This window comes from Peribacillus sp. B65 (genome assembly GCF_058513295.1).
In genome coordinates this window covers 199,644-213,936 of record NZ_CP195840.1, presented here as the reverse complement: position 1 = coordinate 213,936, position 14,293 = coordinate 199,644, and the positions used below count along the sequence as shown (strand labels likewise).

Sequence of the window (14,293 nt, the reverse complement as noted above, 5' to 3'; positions counted from 1 at the left end):
AAATGGATTCCCTCTTTATTTCTTTCAAGGTTTCTAGTCTAGCATCGATTAGACAAGCATATATTGAAGCATGTATGAAATGGAGGTGCCTGTTTTTGCGTGTTTCGAATGTTACTGTCCGAAAACGGCTGGCAATCGCATTGGCGATCGGTATCGTTGTTTTTTTTATCATTGATATCCGATTGGGAATTGTACAGTTTTATCTTGGGGATAAGTTGACGGGGCTGGCTAAAGATTCCTGGAGCAGGAATATTCCTTTTGAAGCCAAACGAGGAGAAATCCTCGATCGGAATGGTGTCGAGCTGGCAACGAATATATCTGCGCCAACGGTCTATGTCATCCCAAGGCAGATTGAGAATCCAGGGGAGACGGCGGAACAGCTTGCTTCAATATTGGATATGACAAAGGAAAAGGCTTATCAATGGTTAACGAAACAGGCGATGAGCGTCAGGATTCCGGAAGGCAGAAAGATATCTCATGAAAAGGCGAAGGAAATTAAAGCATTAGGGATAAAGGGTGTTTATATCGCTGAAGATTCAAAGCGGCATTACCCATTTGGTGAATACCTTTCGCATGTTCTTGGCTTTACGGGCTCCGATAATCAAGGGTTGATGGGTATTGAATTGTCTTATGATAAGGAACTAAGCGGGGAAAAAGGATTCGTTAAATTTTACTCGGATGCGAAAGGGAAAAGGCTTGAGAATATGGCCGATGACTATAAGCCTCCTGTTGATGGCGATAACCTGAAGCTAACAATCGATAGCAAAATCCAGACAATCGTGGAGAGGGAGCTCGATAATGCGGAGGCGACATATGATCCCGATGGGATAATTGCCATTGCAATGAACCCGAATACCGGGGAAATATTGGCAATGTCCAGCAGGCCGACCTTCGACCCAGCCAATTTCCAAAATGTACCTTCAGAAGTGTATAATCGTAATTTACCAGTTTGGAGTATATATGAACCAGGTTCGACTTTTAAGATCATCACGCTTGCTGCGGCGCTTGAGGAAGGGAAGGTCGACTTAGAAAAGGAACATTTTTATGATTCCGGTCATGTGGAAGTGTCAGGGTCTACATTGCACTGCTGGAAAAGCGGAGGACATGGTGACCAAACTTTTCTTGAAGTCGTCGAGAATTCATGTAACCCAGGGTTTGTTGAATTAGGGAACCGGCTTGGTAAAGACAAGCTGTTTAAATATATAAATGATTTCGGATTTGGGCAAAAGACGGGGATAGATTTAACCGGAGAAGGAAAAGGAATCATGTTCAACATGGATCAAGTGGGTCCGGTTGAGCAGGCAACGACTGCGTTTGGACAAGGTGTTGCCGTTACGCCCATTCAGCAGGTGACAGCGGTATCGGCTGCTGTGAATGGCGGAACTTTGTATACACCTTATATCGCGAAGGAACTAGTGAACCCCAAAAATGGGGAAGTGCTGATGCGAAAGACCCCACAGGCGAAGAAAAAGGTGATTTCAGAAGCAACCTCTAAGAAAGTCCGTCAAGCACTTGAATCCGTTGTCGCCCAAGGTAGCGGTAAAGGAGCTTTCGTGGAGTCGTACCGGGTCGGCGGGAAAACGGGTACTGCCCAAAAAGCTGAAAATGGCCGATACCTTGAAAATAATTATATTCTCTCATTCATAGGTGTCGCTCCAGCGGATGATCCGCAAATCGTCGTTTATATAGCTGTGGATAATCCGAAAGGGACGGTACAATTCGGCGGGGTAGTAGCCGCACCGATCGTTGGGAACATCATGGAGGATTCACTTAGGGCCATGGGCGTCAAGCCAAGGAAAAACCAGATTGAGAAGGAAACGGTCTGGACGGATCCCGTAATGGTCGAGGTACCTGACGTTGTGGGTCTCAGCAAAAAAGAGTTGCAAACCCAGCTCATCGACCTTAAGCTGGATATTGCCGGAAATGGGGATAAAGTCATAAATCAAGCCCCGGATCCAGGCGTTAAAGTAAAACAAGGCTCTACAATAAGAATTTATCTTGGCGAAAATACAGAATAAGTATAATATAATATATGAATAGTTAAAGCGGCTGAAGAATCATCAGCCGCTTTGTTTACGGAGTCGGGATAACCCCGTATAATTGAAATTGGTTTTCTCGACAAGCCGAGGCTAATCACATATAATGAATCCTCAAATTAAGTTGAGAGGGATGGAAAAATGAAGCTTCACAAATTACTATCTTATTTACACTCCTTATTTCCGTATGAAGGAGAGAATCCTGAAATCACCTCCATTGAAAATGATAACCGTAAAGTCATAGACGGAAGTTTATTTGTTTGTATAAAAGGTTATACAGTCGATGGTCATGATTTTGCCCAACTTGCTGTAGAACATGGAGCTGCAGCAGTCATTGCCGAAAGGCCGCTTGACCTCGATGTTCCCGTGATCGTAGTCAGGGATTCGAGCAGGGCGATGGCGGTGCTTGCCGATGCATTTTATGGCCATCCGACTCAAAAGATGCGCTTGATCGGAATTACAGGTACGAATGGAAAGACGACGACCAGTCACTTATTGGAAAAGATTTTCGAGGATCGACAAGAAAAAACAGGCTTGATTGGCACGATGTATACAAAAATTGCCGATACGGTATATGAAACCAAGAATACGACGCCAGATAGCGTTACGCTGCAGAAGGCTTTTCATGAAATGACCGAAGCATCAGTTACAACGGCCATCATGGAAGTTTCATCTCATGCACTTGAGCTTGGACGCGTCCATGGCTGTGATTATGATATTGCCGTCTTTACGAATCTTACACAGGATCATTTGGATTTTCATAAGACCATGGACAGATACAGGCAAGCAAAATCCTTGTTTTTCTCACAGCTCGGCAATGCTTACATAGAAAATCGTCCTAAATATGCTGTGCTTAATGCTGATGATGAGGCAACAGCCGATTTCATTAAAGCGACTGCTGCGACAGTGGTAACATACGGCATAGACAAAGAAGCGGATATCAGGGCAACGGATATAAAAATTGATGCAAATGGCACATCTTTCACCTTGACAGCAGGTAAAGAAGAGCGTTACATTCAGCTGAAGCTAATTGGTAAATTCAGTGTTTATAATGTACTATCTGCCATCTCTGCCGCTCTGTGCGCCGGTAACGATCTGGATGAGACAATTAAATCCATCGAGGAAATAAAAGGTGTTGCAGGCCGTTTTGAGCTCATTACAGCGAATCAGGACTTCCCTGTCATTGTTGATTATGCTCATACTCCGGACAGCTTAGAAAATGTACTCAAGACTGTTGGTGAGTTTGCTAGAAAGAAAATCTTTGTGATAGTGGGCTGCGGCGGGGACCGAGACAAGACAAAGCGTCCCATCATGGCCGAAATTGCTTGCAGATTGGCGACTGACCCGATCTTCACTTCGGATAATCCGCGAAGTGAAGATGCTGCCCAGATCCTCCGGGATATGGAAGCTGGTGTAGCAGGCAAAGAATATACGGTTATCGAAGACCGCAGGCAGGCGATAGCTTACGCTGTTTCCAAGGCGGAAGAGGGCGACGTTATATTAATAGCTGGAAAGGGTCATGAAACATATCAATTGGTCGGTGACGAAGTGCTTCACTTCGATGACCGTGAAGAAGCGGAAAAGGCGATTCAAAGTCGTTTAGGTTCAGTTTGAACCGGCGCTAGATTGCCCTGGAGCAAATAAGAAAAGACATCAAGCAGAATTTTATATTTGAATTGTGTTAGGAATGAGGGAGTAAGGAATGTTGGAACAAGTGATTTTTTATACGATTTTGGTGGCGTTTTTAGTAACCGTTCTTCTTTCGCCGATTTTCATCCCGTTTTTAAGAAGATTGAAATTCGGGCAAAGTATCAGGGAAGAAGGCCCACAATCGCATCTGAAGAAAACGGGAACACCCACCATGGGCGGTTTGGTCATATTATTATCTGTTACCATCGCTACACTGATCATGACTTTGAAATTCTCGGCACCTTCAACCGAAACGTATTTATTACTATTCGTTACTTTAGGTTTTGGTTTATTAGGTTTCCTGGATGATTTCATCAAAGTGGTCATGAAGCGAAACCTGGGACTGACCTCCAAGCAAAAACTGCTTGGACAAATTGTGATTTCGGTCATCTTTTACTTCGTCTTTAAGCAGACAGACCGTTTTAATCCTGAATTGACGATTCCAGGCACTGACTTTGCTTTTGATTTTGGCTGGTTTTATCTGTTTATCGTTATTTTCTGGCTTGTAGGTTTTTCGAATGCCGTCAATTTGACGGATGGGCTTGATGGACTTGTCTCAGGAACATCAGCCATTGCCTTTGGTGCTTTTGCCATTTTGGCCTGGAGTCAGTCACAATATGATGTCGCTATTTTTTCGGTGGCGGTTGTCGGTGCAGTACTTGGATTCTTGGTATTCAATGCACACCCAGCAAAGGTTTTCATGGGGGATACGGGTTCCTTGGCCCTTGGAGGAGCGATCGCAACCATCGCTTTGTTAACGAAGCTTGAAATCCTCCTGGTAATCATTGGCGGAGTCTTCGTCATAGAGACGCTCTCGGTCATCCTGCAGGTAGGATCTTTTAAAACGACTGGTAAACGTATTTTTAAAATGAGTCCGCTTCACCACCATTATGAGCTTTCCGGCTGGTCGGAATGGCGCGTCGTCGTGACTTTCTGGACAGTGGGGCTGCTGTGTGCGGTACTCGGAATCTATTTAGAGGTGTGGATATAATTGAAAGAGACTGCAAAGTATTTAGAGAAAAAGATATTAGTATTGGGTTTGGCAAAAAGCGGAGTGATGGCAGCTTCGCTTCTACATAAATTAGGTGCATTCGTGACAGTCAATGACATGAAGCCATTATCGGAAAATCCTGAGGCTCAAGGACTTCTTGAACAGGGAATCAAAGTCATCTGCGGCAGTCATCCGATCGAGCTCCTTGATGAAGGTTTCGAGCTGATCGTGAAAAACCCGGGAATCCCTTATCGGAACCCTATTATAAAAGGGGCATTGGAAAAAGGGATTCCAGTTATAACGGAAGTTGAACTGGCCTATCAGATAAGTGAGGCACCTTTCATAGGAATCACTGGTACAAATGGGAAAACGACCACGACAACATTGATATACGAAATGTTGAAAACCGGTGAAAAATCCCCGCTGATTGCCGGTAATATCGGGACAGTGGCTTCTGGTGTTGCCCAAAAAGCAAAACCCGATGACTCGATCGTCATTGAATTGTCGTCGTTTCAGCTAATGGGAATAGACGAATTTCGTCCTGAAATTTCAATCGTGACAAATTTGTATGATGCACATTTGGATTATCACAGTTCCAAACAGGAATATGTCGAAGCAAAAGCTGCCATTACAAAAAATCAAATAGCCTCAGATTTCATGATTTATAATGCAGATCAAGATCTTGTTTTATCCATGGCGAAAAAGACCAAGGCTGAACTTGTTCCTTTTTCAGCTGAAGTGAAACATGAAAATGGAGCCTATGTGGAAAATGGCGCCGCCTGTTTCCGAGGAGAAAAAATCATTGAAGTTTCAGAGATAGCCCTTCCCGGAAAGCATAATTTGGAAAATGTGCTCGCGGCCATCTCGGCGGCAAAACTGAAGGGTGTAGCTAATGAAGCCATTCAGACTGTACTGAAAACATTTTATGGTGTGGAGCACCGTCTGCAGTTTGTCGCAACGATTGATAACCGTAAATTTTATAATGATTCGAAAGCGACGAACATTCTTGCAGCTTCCAAAGCATTAACATCCTTTACGGAACCTGTCATCTTATTGGCAGGCGGTTTGGATCGCGGAAATGAATTCGATGAGTTGAAACCGGCGATGAAAAATGTCAAAGCCGTGATAACTTTTGGTGAAACTGCAGAAAAAATTGAACGGATAGCAAAAGAAATAGGAATAGCGAATATAAAACGTGTCGATAATGTAGAAAAGGCCGTGCCGGCTGCATTTGAATTATCAAATGAAGGCGACTGCATTCTTCTCTCCCCGGCTTGTGCAAGCTGGGATCAATATAAAACTTTTGAGCAAAGAGGAGACATGTTTATGGAGGCCGTGCATAAACTTAAGTAAGAGCTTACGCAAAAGAGAAGTGAACCTACTTCTACGTTGACACCTTGGAAAAAAGCGATAATGAGCCGTTATCGCTTTTTTTTTGACTAAAGTGCTGACAAGCAATCAGCATAGATGTTTATATTCGCAGGCTCGAAAAACTTCCTAGAGGTGGATGTCCGTGCCATTAAAAAAATCGAATCCTGATCTCATTCTCATTATCGTCACCTTAAGTCTTTTGACTGTTGGATTAATCATGGTTTACAGCGCGAGTGCCATATGGGCAACATATAAATTTGATGATTCGTTTTATTTTGCCAAAAGACAGTTGCTGTTTGCGTGCGTTGGGGTCATAGCCATGTTTTTCATCATGAATGTGGATTACTGGACGTGGCGGACATGGGCCAAGATCCTTATCATCATTTGTTTCATTATGTTACTGGCTGTACTTGTACCGGGTATAGGGATGGCGAGAAATGGTTCGAGGAGCTGGATTGGTGTAGGTGCCTTTTCGGTCCAGCCTTCTGAGTTCATGAAGCTGGCAATGATCGCTTTTTTAGCTAAGTTTTTATCAGAACGGCAAAAGCTGATCACCTCCTTTAAAAAAGGGATGCTTCCATCCTTGGGTTTAGTGTTTTTGGCATTTGGATTGATCATGTTACAACCGGACCTTGGAACGGGAACGGTAATGGTTGGAACGTGCATCGTCATGATTTTTATTTCCGGGGCAAAGATCAGTCACTTTGTCGGGTTGGGGCTAATCGGGGTAGCAGGTTTTATCGGTTTGATTTTGTCGGCGCCCTACCGGATAAAGAGGATCACGTCTTTCCTGGATCCTTGGGAAGACCCTTTAGGCAGCGGGTTTCAAATGATTCAATCGTTTTATGCAATCGGGCCCGGTGGATTGTTCGGCCTGGGACTCGGGCAAAGTCGCCAAAAGTTTTTCTATTTACCAGAACCGCAGACTGATTTCATTTTTGCCATCCTTTCAGAGGAACTTGGCTTCATCGGGGGCTCTCTTGTCATTTTATTATTTGCGCTCATGCTTTGGCGGGGAATTCGGATCGCACTTGGTGCCCCTGATTTATATGGGAGCCTTGTAGCGGTGGGAATCATTGCGATGGTCGCCATACAAGTGATGATCAATATAGGGGTGGTAACGGGACTGATGCCAGTTACGGGGATCACCTTGCCCCTCTTAAGCTATGGCGGTTCATCACTGACGCTCATGTTGATGGCGATTGGGGTGCTCCTGAATATTAGCCGTTATTCAAGGTTCTGAAATAAGAAAAATATATGGTTGAGCAAAAGGGAAGTCCTGTTAAACGCAGGGCTTCCCTTTTTTCACATTGAAAACCCTTGCCGGAAAACGATTTTGGAGGGAGCCTTGCCGAAATTTAGAAATAAATGAAATGTCGCTTAAATATTACCATGTATGAATGTTGAGGAATCCACAATAAATATTGGCAATACGGCTTTGTTTAGACTATAGTATAAGAGGGTTAGGCCGTACTGGGGCTTGCTTCTGTTCATTTTTCTGCTAAAAGGCGTTATTAATCTTGTAATATAAGGGACCTCATGGAAGAGGAAATGAAAATTTATAACTTGGAATTTTTGGAACAACAAGGAGGTTTATCATGGATAATGTGATAAAGCAATTAACTGAAATGAAAATCGGCAAAGTTCTTGAACAGGAACCGCTTGCGAATCATACAACTATGAAAATTGGGGGGCCGGCTGATTTATTCATCGTGCCGTCATCCATTGAAAATATAGAAAAAACGATGCAGGTCATTAAAGAGCATGGGATGCCATGGAGGGTAATCGGCAGGGGCTCGAACCTACTTGTCAGTGATGGCGGAATTGAAGGTGCCGTTCTTAAATTGGGTAAAGGACTTGATCATCTCGAGATAAATGGGACGGAGATAAAAGCAGGAGCTGGGGTATCACTTGTCAGCCTGTCCGTGCAAATCAGTAAAAAAGGGTATGCAGGATTGGAATTTGCCAGTGGAATTCCTGGTTCCGTCGGCGGAGCAGTCTATATGAACGCTGGTGCACACGGTTCCGATATGAGTGAAATTCTCAAGGAGGCACATGTTCTTTTCGAAGATGGAACTTTAGCATGGCTTTCGAAGGAAGAAATGGAGTTTTCTTATCGAACTTCTCTGCTTCAGAAGAAAAGACCGGGTATCGTACTGGAAGCAATATTTCAATTGACAGAGGGCGATAAAACCGAAATCGTGGAAAGAATGCAGAATAACAAGAATTACCGTAAAGATACCCAGCCGTATAATCTTCCATGTGCCGGGAGCATATTTAGGAATCCACTTCCACATCATGCAGGTAAATTGGTCGAGAATGCAGGCCTGAAGGGACATTCTATTGGAGGAGCCCAGATTTCACCAATGCACGGGAACTTTATCGTTAACACAGGTAATGGAAGTGCAGCTGATGTTCAAGCCTTGATACAGCATGTGAAGGATACTGTGTATGATAAATTTGAAATTGAAATGGAAACAGAAGTGGAAATTATCGGCAGAAAATAATGGATTCATTATATCCAAATATTGTGATATAATGTGTTACCTTTTAAAGTTTGTAAATAGCCAAATATTGAGTTTGTCTTGATTTCACACTTTCAAGAACCATCCATTTTTTCAGGAAGAGGTGAAGGGGATGGAAAAGGGGAAAATCGTTTCCATTGAGGACCGCATCCCGAAATTAAAACAATTAAGAAAAAGCAAAGCAAACAGGCGGCTTGTTCTTTTGCTTTCCCTTTTCTTCATTCTGGTTGCTTGTGTGCTATATTTCTTATCCCCGTTGAGCTATGTGAAATCCGTGCAGGTAGAGGGGAATCGTTATATTACTTCCAAACAGATCATTAAATTGAGTAAGGTGAAGAAGGATCGAAGCATCTGGAAGGTTGATACAGGGGAAGCAGCAGCCAATATCAAAAAAAATCAAGAAATAAAAAGCGTTAAGGTGACTCCGGTATTTCCCAATTCCATTAAAATCACGGTTTCGGAACATAACAGGATGGCATATCTGTCCAATAATGGGAAGTTTGCACCCATTTTGGAAAACGGGTCCGTTTTAGAGGAGCTAGCAACAGGCGAAATTCCAGTATTTGCCCCTGTTTTAATTGGTTTCAAAGAGGGTAAAGCATTAAAGTTGCTTTTAGAAGAGCTGGACAAGCTTCCTGTCGAGATTCAGAATGCCATTTCAGAAATTCATTATTCTCCAACCAAAACCGATGACTATCATATCGTCATGTTCATGAACGATGGGTTTGAAGTAAGTGCGACAAGCCGGACTTTATACGAGAAAATGATTCACTATCCATCGATAGTCAGCCAGTTGGATCCAAATGTAAAGGGAGTCATCGATCTGGAAGTTGGTTCTTATTTTAAAGCATATGAAGACGCTGAACAAAAGGAAGACACCAATGAGGAAAATTAATGGCAAACGGGTGGTTTTACCCCTGGTTTGCGTGGTTCTCGGATTCATGATTGCCTTCTCTTACAATCTGACCAAAGAAGGTGAAGGTGCAGGGAAGGACAAAGCCTGGGATCAGGAATATGAGCTCAGGCAGCAGCTGATCGAACAAGAGAAGCAGAACCGCGAACTTCAGAAGGAACTCCTCCAGAAGCAGGAAAATGTATCCCAAATAGAAAAGGACCTAGCTCAGGAAAAGCAGCTTTTTTTCAATTTGGCAAAGGAAACGGAAAAATACCGAATGTTTCTCGGAAAAGTGAAGGTGAAAGGCTCAGGCCTTCAGGTGACGCTTGAAGATGGTACAGATATGGAGTCGGAAGCCAATGTTAATAACTACCTCGTCCATGAACAGCATGTCTTCAAGGTCGTCAATGAACTATACATATCAGGTGCAGAGGCTGTTGCGATTAACGGTCAAAGGTTAAATCATGATTCATACATAATCTGTAATGGGCCTGTGATTACAATCGATGGCCATCAGCATCCCGCTCCCTTCATCATATCTGCGATAGGGGACCCGGAAGTCCTGGGTGCTTCACTGGATTTACCGGGTGGCATCAAGGAACAGCTGGTTAATGAGAATATTATCTTTACAGTGGAAAAGCAAAAGAATATCATTTTTGATCCAATTATTGGAGGGTGATCGTGACCGCCGGATTCGATGAAAGATTGGTGAGAAACTGGAAATGAAAAAAAAGTTTTCTTTTAGTTTGGTTACGTTGATTGCTGGCTTCATGCTCGCTATTCAATTCAATTTGGTGAATCAGCCTGTCGTATCCGATACAAGGGATATGTGGGAGCTGAAAAATGATTTATTGAAAGAACAGCAGACCCAGGCGGAATTAATAGAGGGTATCAGTAAGCTTGAGGGAAAAATAGCATCTTATGAAACAAAGAAAAATGAGAGTAAGGAAGAAGTCTTGCGTGACACCCTGACCGAATTGAAGACTGATGCAGGTTTGACCGAAATAAGAGGTAATGGGGTAATCGTAGCTATACAGCCTATCAAAGCCGATATCCTTCTTGGTGAGAAGGTCGAGTATATTTCACCAGTATTGATCATTCGGCTCATTAATGAAATGTATAGGTATGGCGCTGACGAAATTTCCATTTCAGGACAAAGGTATATATCAACATCGGTTATTCGTGATATTAATGGGCAGCCGAAAATGGACGGATATCCTCTGGTTCATTACCCGGTCGAAATGCAGGCAATAACCGTGAATCCAAAGAGACTGAAGCAGCGCATTGAAGGTTCCGAACTTATGGATGATTTCTTTATAGACAATTTTGAAGTGCAGATTAAGGTGCCTTCCGGCGAGTTGACATTGCCGGCTTACCAAAATGCTATTAACGTGGAACATATGGAACCCATTATGGATGGGGGGGAATCGTGATGTGGCTTTCAGTTTTTGGTCTGTTGATTGGAATCACCCTTGGTTTTTTTGTGGATTTTGATATTCCCCATGAATATTCAAATTATCTCTCCATAGCCGTGCTTGCTGCTTTTGATACCTTATTTGGGGGAATACGGGCTCATTTGCAAAATCTTTATGATGAAGTTGTATTTGTAACAGGATTCTTCTTTAATATTATTTTAGCCGCAGGTTTGGCTTTTCTAGGTGTACATCTTGGTGTAGACTTATATTTAGCCGCAATCTTTGTATTCGGTGTCAGGCTCTTTCAAAATATTGCCCTGATTAGAAGGATCCTGATTGAAAAATGGTCCATTTCCCGGAAAAAGCAGAAAAAAAATCTATAATTTTAAAGGGAATTAAGTTATAAATGACGAATAGTTTATGGCAGTATCTAGTTTTTTTAGTAAATCAGTCTCGTAGAGAAGCGAACAATATGCACCATAAAGTACGAGTTTTGTTCGGGAAATACAAAATGAAACGCTTATCTATGTAATTCGTCAGTTGTTGTAAACAGTTCTGTTATTCTATAATGTATAAGTCTTCGATATAAAAATGTTATTCTACTAATACATGTATAAAACTGAAGGAGGTGCCATGGAATGAACAGCAACGAAATATACGTAAGTCTTGACATCGGTACATCCAGTGTAAAAGTTATCATTGGGGAAATGGTCAATGACACATTAAATATAATCGGTGTAGGAAATGTTAAATCAGAAGGGCTCAAAAAGGGTTCGATCGTCGGTATAGATGAAACCGTCCAATCCATTCAAAAGGCTATAGAGCAAGCAGAACGGATGATAGGGATGGAGATAACAAAGGTAATCGTCGGCATAAGTGGAAATCATGTGACGCTTCAGCCGTGTCATGGGGTAGTAGCGGTATCCAGTGACAATAAAGAGATTACCGAGCATGACGTTTTCCGTGTCAGGGAAGCAGCGGAGTTAATAACGATACCATCCGACAGGGAAATCATCGACGTGGTGCCGATTCACTACAAAGTTGATGAACTTGATGAAATCAGTGATCCACGGGGCATGATAGGTGTCCGGTTGGAAATGAGAGGGATTTTAATCACAGGTCTTCGGACAATTTTACATAATACGCTGCGCTGTGTGGAAAGGGCAGGATTGGAAATAACCGATATCGCCCTTCAGCCTTTAGCCGCAGGTTCCCTTGTTTTATCCAAGGATGAAAAAGAACTTGGTGTGGCACTTGTCGATATTGGCGGAGGTTCCACGACTCTGGCAATTTTCGAACAAGGCTATTTACAATATACGTCTGTGATACCTATAGGCGGGGAAACACTTACGAAAGACCTTTCCATCGTTCTAAGGACGACTATGGAAGAAGCTGAGAAAATAAAAGTAAAGCATGGACATGCCTTTTATGATGACGCGTCTGAAGATGAAGTATTCCAAATACCGATCATCGGCAGCGATCAGCAGCAGACCTGCAACCAGTTAATGCTTTCGGATATCATTGAAGCGCGGGTGACCGAAATATTCGAGTTGATTCAAGATGATTTGAAGAGACTTGGCTTCCAGGATATACCGGGTGGTTTCGTGTTGACCGGGGGCGTCGTCAAGATGCCGGGTGTCCTGGAGCTAGCTCAATATGTATTCCAAAACCGAGTAAGGACAGCTGAACCCAATTACATCGGTGTCAGGGAACCCCAATACACCACGGCTGTTGGTTTGATTAAACACGCATGCAAGAAAGAGAGAATGCAAAAAAACACCGCTAATAAAACTCCTGTAGCAGCTGGACAAGCTCAAGAAGATAACGACCAGCGCAGCCAGAAGGTTTCTCAGAAAAATAAAGAGAACACGGCTAAAAAACAAGGTGAAAAAGGTGAATCTAAATTCAAAAAAATCCTGGGTTACTTTTTTGAATAACAATCATTAAGAATCGGGAATTTCGTCAAAATAGGAGGATTGTCATGTTGGAGTTTGATTCTAATCTAGAACAATTAGCAACGATAAAAGTAATAGGTGTTGGCGGCGGCGGAAACAATGCGGTAAACAGAATGATCGAGCATGGTGTACAGGGTGTTGAGTTTATTTCAGTCAATACTGACGCACAGGCTCTTAATCTATCAAAAGCAGAAATCAAAATGCAAATCGGTGGGAAGCTTACACGCGGTTTGGGTGCAGGTGCCAATCCAGAGGTAGGAAAAAAAGCTGCTGAAGAAAGCAAAGAGCAGATCGAAGAAGCGCTTAAAGGTGCCGATATGGTATTCGTAACGGCTGGAATGGGCGGCGGTACGGGAACGGGGGCAGCTCCTGTCATAGCGGGCATTGCTAAAGATCTAGGAGCACTTACAGTGGGCGTAGTTACGCGTCCATTTACCTTCGAAGGCCGAAAACGTGCAACACAGGCACAAGGCGGCATTTCATCCATGAAGGAATCGGTTGACACACTGATCGTCATTCCAAACGACCGCCTCCTTGAAATCGTCGATAAAAGCACGCCAATGCTTGAAGCATTCCGTGAAGCGGATAATGTGCTTCGTCAAGGTGTACAAGGGATTTCAGATCTAATTGCTGTTCCAGGTCTAATTAACTTGGACTTTGCCGATGTGAAGACGATCATGTCCAACAAAGGTTCCGCACTTATGGGAATCGGGATCTCCTCAGGGGAAAACCGTGCGGCGGAAGCGGCGAAAAAAGCCATTTCCAGTCCGTTGCTTGAAACATCGATTGATGGTGCCCAAGGCGTACTGATGAATATTACCGGTGGTACGAACCTAAGTCTATTTGAAGTCCAGGAAGCGGCCGATATCGTGGCTACTGCATCCGATCAAGACGTAAACATGATCTTTGGTTCGGTTATCAATGAAAACTTAAAAGATGAAATCGTCGTTACGGTAATTGCAACAGGCTTTAACGAGGTTGAAGCTTCAATACGGCCTACTGGACGTCCAACACTCGGACAACAGCAGCAATCAAGACCTCAGACACAACAACAAACGCCACAGCAAAACGTGAAGCGGGAAGTGAAAAGGGAAGAAGTCAATGAACAGCCTGCACGTAATGCCAATCAAGGTGACGAGGCCTTGGATATTCCAACATTCCTCCGTAACCGTAATAGACGCCGTTAATATCGACGTCACATGCCGTCCCCATTTGGGGACGGTTTTTTGTCGTTTAAATGAATTCCTTAAAAGCAGTAGTGTCCAATCATAATGGGGGCATTCTTCAGCTTTATCACTCTGACCGAAGTGCAGGACGCAATCTGCATAATAGTATCTTTGTTCTTGCCTGCATGTCCCTCAGCGGTATCTGACGGTTCGCCTTGGCAGAAGGAATCCAAAAAGATGAGAGCAATAA

At 43.2% G+C, this 14,293-nt stretch carries 13 protein-coding genes; all 13 read left to right on the top strand.

Translation table 11 applies throughout. From position 1 onward, the window contains the following. Positions 1 to 95: 95 nt before the first annotated feature. The 13 genes from ACSR9O_RS01020 (at position 96) to ACSR9O_RS00960 (ending at position 14,249) form a co-directional block, all read left to right on the top strand. On the top strand, positions 96 to 2,018 hold the full coding sequence (locus tag ACSR9O_RS01020) for a stage V sporulation protein D (RefSeq protein ID WP_230177554.1): 1,923 nt from the start codon (positions 96 to 98) through the stop codon (positions 2,016 to 2,018). A 159-nt stretch (positions 2,019 to 2,177) separates the two neighbouring features. Then, the gene (locus ACSR9O_RS01015) at positions 2,178 to 3,650 is read left to right on the top strand and encodes a UDP-N-acetylmuramoyl-L-alanyl-D-glutamate--2,6-diaminopimelate ligase (protein WP_434169040.1); all 1,473 of its coding nucleotides are present in this window, start codon (positions 2,178 to 2,180) and stop codon (positions 3,648 to 3,650) included. Between the two features lie 88 nt (positions 3,651 to 3,738). Further along, entirely contained in the window at positions 3,739 to 4,716 is a 978-nt protein-coding gene (gene mraY, locus ACSR9O_RS01010; protein WP_101224579.1) for a phospho-N-acetylmuramoyl-pentapeptide-transferase, read from the top strand. Next, positions 4,717 to 6,069 (top strand): UDP-N-acetylmuramoyl-L-alanine--D-glutamate ligase, encoded by a 1,353-nt coding sequence (gene murD, locus ACSR9O_RS01005; RefSeq protein WP_491723797.1) that lies wholly within the window; start codon positions 4,717 to 4,719, stop codon positions 6,067 to 6,069. It begins immediately after the preceding gene. Positions 6,070 to 6,229: 160 nt separating this feature from the next. Beyond that, positions 6,230 to 7,330, top strand: coding sequence for a stage V sporulation protein E (gene spoVE, locus ACSR9O_RS01000; protein WP_098371083.1), 1,101 nt, complete (start codon positions 6,230 to 6,232; stop codon positions 7,328 to 7,330). 355 nt (positions 7,331 to 7,685) lie between these two features. Next, positions 7,686 to 8,594: a UDP-N-acetylmuramate dehydrogenase gene (gene murB, locus ACSR9O_RS00995; protein WP_101224581.1), complete on the top strand. Its 909-nt coding sequence runs from the start codon at positions 7,686 to 7,688 to the stop codon at positions 8,592 to 8,594. A 130-nt stretch (positions 8,595 to 8,724) separates the two neighbouring features. Then, the gene (locus ACSR9O_RS00990) at positions 8,725 to 9,507 is read left to right on the top strand and encodes a cell division protein FtsQ/DivIB (protein WP_230177550.1); all 783 of its coding nucleotides are present in this window, start codon (positions 8,725 to 8,727) and stop codon (positions 9,505 to 9,507) included. Then, positions 9,494 to 10,186 (top strand): DUF881 domain-containing protein, encoded by a 693-nt coding sequence (locus ACSR9O_RS00985; protein ID WP_048684595.1) that lies wholly within the window; start codon positions 9,494 to 9,496, stop codon positions 10,184 to 10,186. Before ACSR9O_RS00990 ends, ACSR9O_RS00985 begins: the two co-directional genes overlap by 14 nt. 43 nt (positions 10,187 to 10,229) lie before the next feature. Continuing rightward, complete coding sequence (locus ACSR9O_RS00980) at positions 10,230 to 10,940, top strand: DUF881 domain-containing protein (protein WP_491723796.1); 711 nt, start codon at positions 10,230 to 10,232, stop codon at positions 10,938 to 10,940. Further along, positions 10,940 to 11,305: a small basic family protein gene (locus ACSR9O_RS00975; protein ID WP_491723795.1), complete on the top strand. Its 366-nt coding sequence runs from the start codon at positions 10,940 to 10,942 to the stop codon at positions 11,303 to 11,305. Before ACSR9O_RS00980 ends, ACSR9O_RS00975 begins: the two co-directional genes overlap by 1 nt. Positions 11,306 to 11,560: 255 nt before the next feature. Beyond that, positions 11,561 to 12,859: a cell division protein FtsA gene (gene ftsA / locus ACSR9O_RS00970; RefSeq protein ID WP_034313882.1), complete on the top strand. Its 1,299-nt coding sequence runs from the start codon at positions 11,561 to 11,563 to the stop codon at positions 12,857 to 12,859. A gap of 44 nt (positions 12,860 to 12,903) precedes the next feature. Continuing rightward, positions 12,904 to 14,064 (top strand): cell division protein FtsZ, encoded by a 1,161-nt coding sequence (gene ftsZ, locus ACSR9O_RS00965; protein ID WP_230177549.1) that lies wholly within the window; start codon positions 12,904 to 12,906, stop codon positions 14,062 to 14,064. 50 nt (positions 14,065 to 14,114) lie between these two features. Beyond that, on the top strand, positions 14,115 to 14,249 hold the full coding sequence (locus ACSR9O_RS00960; RefSeq protein WP_260357040.1) for a hypothetical protein: 135 nt from the start codon (positions 14,115 to 14,117) through the stop codon (positions 14,247 to 14,249). The last annotated feature ends 44 nt before the right edge of the window (positions 14,250 to 14,293 follow it).

Bases quoted from the DNA above. Each gene is read 5' to 3' on its own strand.
- murB (WP_101224581.1), top strand. From the start codon at position 7,686: ATGGATAATGTGATAAAGCAATTAACTGAAATGAAAATCGGCAAAGTT.
- mraY (WP_101224579.1), top strand. From the start codon at position 3,739: ATGTTGGAACAAGTGATTTTTTATACGATTTTGGTGGCGTTTTTAGTA.
- ACSR9O_RS00960 (WP_260357040.1), top strand. From the start codon at position 14,115: ATGAATTCCTTAAAAGCAGTAGTGTCCAATCATAATGGGGGCATTCTT.
- ACSR9O_RS00985 (WP_048684595.1), top strand. From the start codon at position 9,494: ATGAGGAAAATTAATGGCAAACGGGTGGTTTTACCCCTGGTTTGCGTG.
- ACSR9O_RS00990 (WP_230177550.1), top strand. From the start codon at position 8,725: ATGGAAAAGGGGAAAATCGTTTCCATTGAGGACCGCATCCCGAAATTA.
- ftsA (WP_034313882.1), top strand. From the start codon at position 11,561: ATGAACAGCAACGAAATATACGTAAGTCTTGACATCGGTACATCCAGT.
- ACSR9O_RS01015 (WP_434169040.1), top strand. From the start codon at position 2,178: ATGAAGCTTCACAAATTACTATCTTATTTACACTCCTTATTTCCGTAT.
- ftsZ (WP_230177549.1), top strand. From the start codon at position 12,904: ATGTTGGAGTTTGATTCTAATCTAGAACAATTAGCAACGATAAAAGTA.
- ACSR9O_RS00980 (WP_491723796.1), top strand. From the start codon at position 10,230: ATGAAAAAAAAGTTTTCTTTTAGTTTGGTTACGTTGATTGCTGGCTTC.
- ACSR9O_RS00975 (WP_491723795.1), top strand. From the start codon at position 10,940: ATGTGGCTTTCAGTTTTTGGTCTGTTGATTGGAATCACCCTTGGTTTT.